Here is a 6,000-nt window from a genome sequence, read left to right as displayed (position 1 = left end):
TAATATTGATGGTGAAGCTAATATTGATGATAATTCTAAAAAATTAAAAAGCATATCGGCAAAATATTATTTTTAGTTAAATATTGATTTATCTTATATAACTTTGAATAAAAATAATGATATTAGCTGATAACGCTATGTTTTTAAAAGATCCCCGTATATTTTAAAAGCGTAATATATTGTAAATACTATAACTTTCTGGTTATATGGAGTTTCTCACTAATAAAATGAGGTTATCGAAAAGATAAGTTTATTAAATTGTAGTTTTACTTAATTTGGTGATATAAAGTAGTTTCCCATGTTAATAAGACAATATACTTAATGAATATAGCAGAACTTCTTGAGCAAATAGCAGAGAAAGGATGGTGTGTATGGGATGATTTCCTTACACCTGAGGCTGTTCAACAACTACGAGCTTGTTTTGGTGACAACGCACAACAAGCTCGTATTGGGCGTCACGAAAATCGGCAGGCAGAGACGGCGATACGCAGTGATAAAATCAGTTGGTTAGAACCAGAAATGGGAATACCTGTTCAGCATTATTTAATGCAAATGGAGTCTATTCAACGTGCTGTAAATCGTGAGTTTTTTCTTGGCCTTTTTGAATATGAAGCACATTTTGCTTGTTATGAAAAAGGCGCTTTTTATAAAAAACATCTGGATGCGTTTAAAGAAAATGTAACTCGGCGATTAACGACTGTATTGTATCTTAATGAGGATTGGAAAAAAGAAGATGGCGGCGAGTTAGTTATTTATGATTTGGACGATAATAAACTTGCAACAATGGCTCCTAAAGGTGGGCGTTTAGTTGTTTTCCTTTCAGAACAGTTCCCTCATGAAGTACTTCCTACTAATAAAGAGAGAATAAGTATTGCAGGATGGTTTCGTGTGAATGGTGTAAGAGATAATTTTCTCGATATAGCTAGTTAAAAAATGCAATAAAATGCTGTTGTCATAAAGTTGTTTTTAATATTTTATTATAAAACTGCTTTAGAAGATAAGTAGCATGGGATTAGGCGCGTTTCTTATATTAAGTAAAGACTTAATAATAAGAGCGCGCTTTTTCTGTTTTAAGCGGTTAAAGATAGTAAAATTAATATTAACAATAGATGAGAAATGACGAAAAACGTTGATTTTCTTACCAGTAAAAGCACAATAACGCGAAACTTTTTAGGATAAAAATACAATGAATGAATTCTCAATAGTTTGCCGACTTTTAGGCACATTATTTCAACGTGACCCTAAAGATCCTATTTTATCACCAATTATTACAATGATTGGTGAGGGGAAACTTAGTCAGCTATGGCCATTAGAGCAAGATGAGCTCTTTAATACATTAAAAAGCAGTGTTAAAGATTTGGATATTGTTGAAGCTGATTATCAATCCCTTTTTGGTGGCGAAGCGCCAGCTGTATCTGTTTATGCCCATGATTATGAAAAGATCAAAGAAGACGATATTCGTCAATTTTTAGTCACAAGGGGTATGCCTGTTACTGATAATGCAACAGACAGCTTTGGTGCTTTATTACTTGCTGCTTCATGGCTTGAAGATAATTCAGCGGAAGATGAAGTATTAGCTCAAATACAATTATTTGATGAATATCTGCTGCCTTGGGCTGGCGCATTTTTAGGTAAGGTTGAAGCTCATGCAACAAGTGGCTTTTATCGTACACTAGCAGGTATTACCCGTGGTGCATTATCAGCATTACGTGAAGAACTCTCTGATGATGAAGAGAGTGATGAGACAGAAAATATGTAAGCTGAGTAATATAAATATTTCTTTGTAAAAGTATTTTTTTATTCATAAAAAAGGCAAACCATTGGGTTTGCCTTTCTCATTAATGACGATAAATATTTTTAATCAACTCGCGTAACTATTAGAGTTGGATGACGAATTTACCCGGTTTAACTTCAATTCCTTTAGCCAGTTTAAACGCGGCAGCTTCAGCACTGTTTTTTTCTGGGTTAAGAACATAAACAGGGTGGTTATCAAAGTAAGTCGTAATAGTTGTATCTAAATAAGGTTTTAGTGCCACAACTACTGCATCCATTTTTTCTGGAGAGACTTTGTAACTATCAATAGTCATTGATTTTATGTATATCGCCCCTTTATCAGCTTGATAAAAAGGTTGGCCTGATAACGTAAGCTCAACTTTAGCGCTTGTCTTACCAAAGAATGAATTAATTATCAGATCAGTTGTACCAGAAAGACTTATTTTACCTGGCTCAGTACGACCAATTTGAATAGAAAGATTGCTTAATTTAATATCAGCAGATACAACCTCATCTTCACCAATATGTTTCTGAAGATTTATCTTTTGACTGATATAGTCATTGATGAGGTTTTCACTCACATCAAATTGCTTGAGCTGTTCACACCCTGTGATTAAGCTTGTTAATACTAATATACTGGTTAGAAAAATTGCTTTCATAAACACTCCTTGATCATTGATAACTAAGAGTTTACCTGATCTCTAGGGAGTAAGCATGGCTGTTTCTATTTTTTTACGATTAAATTGGCGATGTAACGCATAAAGTGTTATTAAACCTACAGTTCCTAGTAAGAACCAAGGTAATTCAGGCATATCGAATTGATTACCTAAATCATACATCCATCCGCCACCTGTATATCCAATAGCTCCCCCAAATGCCAAGCCTAAGCGGCTAAAACCCATATAACTACCACGAGCGCGAGGGTCAGCAAGTGATGCACTTAATGTTTCGCGTGCAGGCTCTGCTGTAATAGTACCAAGATAAAACAGGCCAATAATAAAGAAGATACTTTGTAATGAATGGATCATACCAACAGGGAACATGCTGATGCTCATTAAAAATAAGCCAGCCATTAAACGCTGTTCTAATTTGAAACGTTTCTCACTCCAGCGAGCAATAGGATAAAGCAAAGTTAACGAAAGCAGAGCTTCGATGGCATACATCCATTTTACTGCCGTTGGTGTACCCGCAATATCATTGACGATAATAGGAAACATCAACATAACTTGAACAGATAATACAAAATAACCTGTCAGTGTTAAGACATAGCTGACAAAGCGCTTATCAAGGAATACTCGTTTTAGCCCCTCTTTAATTGGTGTTCGGGTTGTTGAGATACGATAAGCAGGTAATAACCAAGCATTAAATAAGGCTGCGATAACAAAAACACCCGCACCAACCCAGCACACTAAATGAAAATCATACTGTAATAGCCAACTACCAATGAGTGCACCAATAACGGCACCTGCACTATCTTGCATTAATAATAAAGAATAAAAACGACCGCGTTCATAAGGGCGGGTTAATTTTATAACCAGCGCTGTGCGAGGTGGATCAAATAAAGTTCCACCTAATGCGGATAAAATGCAAGATAACCAAAGTATCCAGGGTTGATCTGCCATTGCCATTAAAGCAAAACCTAAAGCTCGTAATAACATGCCTGTTATTATCATTGGTTTTGCACCAAAACGGTCTGCAATGGCGCCACCAAAAATGCCAAGGCCTTGTTGTACTAATTGTCTAAGCCCTAAAGCAAAACCGACAATAACACCAGCCCAACCTAATTGTTCGACGAAACGAATAGAAATAAGCGGAAAAACAACGAAAAAACCTAGGACAACTAACATATTGTCAACTAGGAGGAAGTATTTACCCAAAGTACGGGCTTGTGTTACCAGCGCCATTACTCACCATCAATAAGTAAATAATTTAAATAAGATAAGGGGGGAATGAAATAATTTATTTCTTCGACTATTCTGTCTCTAAATGTGCATAATTCCTAGTAAATTAAAGATGATATTTTTTTATTAAGGTTAGTGGCAGAATAAGAAGAGTTGCTTCAGAATTAGACTTATTTATATCAAAGGATAATGAGATCGTAATGTTTGGTTATCGTGGCGGAATTCCTAAAATTCGTTTTGAAACACAAAGAATAGTCATTCGTTTGGCATACGAGCGAGATGCTGAAAGATTGGCTGATTATTATACATTAAATCGTCGTTTTTTAATTCCGTGGGAACCTGTAAGAGATAAAACACATTATATACCCTCTGGTTGGGAACACCGTTTACAATATATGAATGAATTACACCGGCAAGAAAGTGCTTTTCATTTTCTGCTGTTGACACAAAAAGAAGATGAAATTATTGGTGTCGCTAATTATAGCAATGTTATGCGTGGTGCTTTTAATGCCTGTTTTTTAGGCTATTCAGTCGGTGAAAAATGGCAAGGCCAAGGTTATATGTCTGAAGCTTTAACGGAAACACTTCGTTATATGCAACGGCAGCAGGGAATGCATCGTATTATGGCGAATTATATGCCCCATAATTTACGTAGTGGAAACTTATTAGCTAAACATGGTTTTGAACGTGAAGGATATGCCAAAAACTATCTGCAAATTAATCAAGAGTGGCGAGATCACGTACTGACTGCATTAACAACGCGAGCTTATTTTAAACGTTAATATTGGTCATTATGGAAGGAAAGCACTGTTTATAATTATATTAAAAACGTCGTTACGTCAGTGCTTTTAGCCTCTTTTTTAATGATAACCGTAATATTTAATAAGTCATCTGATCCGTTTTTTTTAACATATAGTACCAATGCTGAATATGGAAAATAGACTATGTTAAGCGTGAGGACTCTTCTTTTTCAATATAAAATCTATTCTTTCGATACAAATCAAGCGCACCTTCATAATGAGTATCGACATAAAGTGATAAATACGCTTTTTTCAGAACATCTTTACTATATTAGGTTATCCACTCAAGTATAGCGTGGGCAATACCGTGTTTTTGATATGGTGATAATACGGCAATATGTGCCAAGTAAACTTCATTTTTATTTGGCGTATAATCAAATAAAGAAAAGAAAATCTTTTGCTTAATATGATGAATAATACCAAAACGCCAATAATCTAAGGATGGTGTTTTAATAAAGGGATTTGCAATAAAGTCGTTTTCTTTTATTACTAAACAAAATGTTGCGATAATTTTTCCATTATTAGTGACAACAAATTGTTGGCTATTTTTTTACAGGCTAATGAATTCCAAATAGCTTCTAATTGCTGACGCTGATTAGGATTAGTGCTATCAATATTAAAAGCATTTAATTAAAAACGAAATGCGTGTGCAAATAATTGAATAATTTCAGGAATATCTGAAGTCTCTGCAACACGAAGCTGATAGTGTTCATTAAGTAATTGCATGATATCGTTACTCTGCAATAATAGGGTTAACTTTTTAGACTGTTTGGTCTAGTTTTTTTGTAGACTAATCAGTCTAATTTATTTTGTCCAGAGATTTTTAATGTTATGAACAAGACTGTTACTGAAAAACAAAAAGTGAAAATGAAGCATATTATTGATGCTGCAATACGTTGCTTTGCTGTAAAAGGTTTTCACTCCACATCAACAGCAGAAATCTGTCGTGAAGCCGGTATGAGCCCAGGAAATGTATTTCATTATTTTCCGAATAAAAATTCGATTATTGAAGCGATAGTATTAGAAGATGCACAGCTATTTGACGATATTTTTTGTCGCTATGAAGCTGAAGAAGGGTGTATTCAGGCAATTATCGATTTAATGAAGGAAATTATAGAGCTCTATAATCAACCGGAATATGCACGTATTAGCATTGAAATTTTTGCTGAGGCTTCACGTAATGCGAGCATTCACGAGATTTTTATTGAAAATGAAAGAAACAACAAACAGCGTTTGATTGCAATGCTGAAAAACGGTATTAAAAGAGGGCTGATAGACTCAACACTTGAGCCAGAAAAAATTGCAACATGGCTGTTAGTTATCGCAGATGGTTCAATGAGAAGAAATATTATTGATCCTGAATTTAATGAAAGAGAGAACAAAACTATGCTGGAAGTGATGTTGAGAAAAATGCTCACAAAGCCATAAGTTGCTATTTTTTAATCGCTTTGGTTAGTCGTAGATAAACAGAGTCAGTGTATTCTTAGCTAATTGAAGATTGATTTTTCGATGTTAGAGACGGAGTA

General features: G+C 34.7%; 6 protein-coding genes. 4 read left to right on the top strand and 2 right to left on the bottom strand.

What is annotated here, in order from left to right:
• Window positions 1-321 precede the first annotated feature (321 nt).
• On the top strand, window positions 322-930 hold the full coding sequence (locus DK857_RS12815; protein WP_109402363.1) for a 2OG-Fe(II) oxygenase: 609 nt from the start codon (window positions 322-324) through the stop codon (window positions 928-930).
• A 256-nt stretch (window positions 931-1,186) separates the two neighbouring features.
• Complete coding sequence (locus DK857_RS12810) at window positions 1,187-1,759, top strand: TorD/DmsD family molecular chaperone (RefSeq protein ID WP_109402362.1); 573 nt, start codon at window positions 1,187-1,189, stop codon at window positions 1,757-1,759.
• A gap of 118 nt (window positions 1,760-1,877) precedes the next feature.
• On the opposite strand, the gene DK857_RS12805 is transcribed toward DK857_RS12810, so the two are convergent.
• Both DK857_RS12805 and mdtH read right to left on the bottom strand, forming a co-directional pair.
• Window positions 1,878-2,432, bottom strand: a complete 555-nt coding sequence (locus DK857_RS12805; protein ID WP_109393849.1) for a lipoprotein — start codon at window positions 2,430-2,432, stop codon at window positions 1,878-1,880.
• A 42-nt stretch (window positions 2,433-2,474) separates the two neighbouring features.
• Window positions 2,475-3,677, bottom strand: coding sequence for a multidrug efflux MFS transporter MdtH (mdtH, locus tag DK857_RS12800; RefSeq protein WP_109393848.1), 1,203 nt, complete (start codon window positions 3,675-3,677; stop codon window positions 2,475-2,477).
• A gap of 197 nt (window positions 3,678-3,874) precedes the next feature.
• Here mdtH and rimJ point away from each other — a divergent pair, with 197 nt between their 5' ends.
• Window positions 3,875-4,456 carry a ribosomal protein S5-alanine N-acetyltransferase gene (gene rimJ / locus DK857_RS12795; protein ID WP_109402361.1) on the top strand — a complete coding sequence of 194 codons (582 nt, stop codon included), beginning with the start codon at window positions 3,875-3,877 and terminating at the stop codon, window positions 4,454-4,456.
• Between the two features lie 849 nt (window positions 4,457-5,305).
• Window positions 5,306-5,902: a TetR/AcrR family transcriptional regulator gene (locus DK857_RS12790; protein WP_109402360.1), complete on the top strand. Its 597-nt coding sequence runs from the start codon at window positions 5,306-5,308 to the stop codon at window positions 5,900-5,902.
• Window positions 5,903-6,000: the final 98 nt, after the last annotated feature.

Source organism: Proteus terrae (assembly GCF_003144325.1).
GTDB classification, from domain to species: domain Bacteria; phylum Pseudomonadota; class Gammaproteobacteria; order Enterobacterales; family Enterobacteriaceae; genus Proteus; species Proteus terrae.
Note: the sequence above shows the minus strand (reverse complement) of the source record. Positions and strands in the feature narration are given on the sequence as shown.

Excerpts from the sequence above, each read along its gene's own strand:
- DK857_RS12815 (WP_109402363.1), top strand. The coding sequence starts at position 322 with ATGAATATAGCAGAACTTCTTGAGCAAATAGCAGAGAAAGGATGGTGT.
- DK857_RS12810 (WP_109402362.1), top strand. The coding sequence starts at position 1,187 with ATGAATGAATTCTCAATAGTTTGCCGACTTTTAGGCACATTATTTCAA.
- DK857_RS12805 (WP_109393849.1), bottom strand. The coding sequence starts at position 2,432 with ATGAAAGCAATTTTTCTAACCAGTATATTAGTATTAACAAGCTTAATC.
- mdtH (WP_109393848.1), bottom strand. The coding sequence starts at position 3,677 with ATGGCGCTGGTAACACAAGCCCGTACTTTGGGTAAATACTTCCTCCTA.
- rimJ (WP_109402361.1), top strand. The coding sequence starts at position 3,875 with ATGTTTGGTTATCGTGGCGGAATTCCTAAAATTCGTTTTGAAACACAA.
- DK857_RS12790 (WP_109402360.1), top strand. The coding sequence starts at position 5,306 with ATGAACAAGACTGTTACTGAAAAACAAAAAGTGAAAATGAAGCATATT.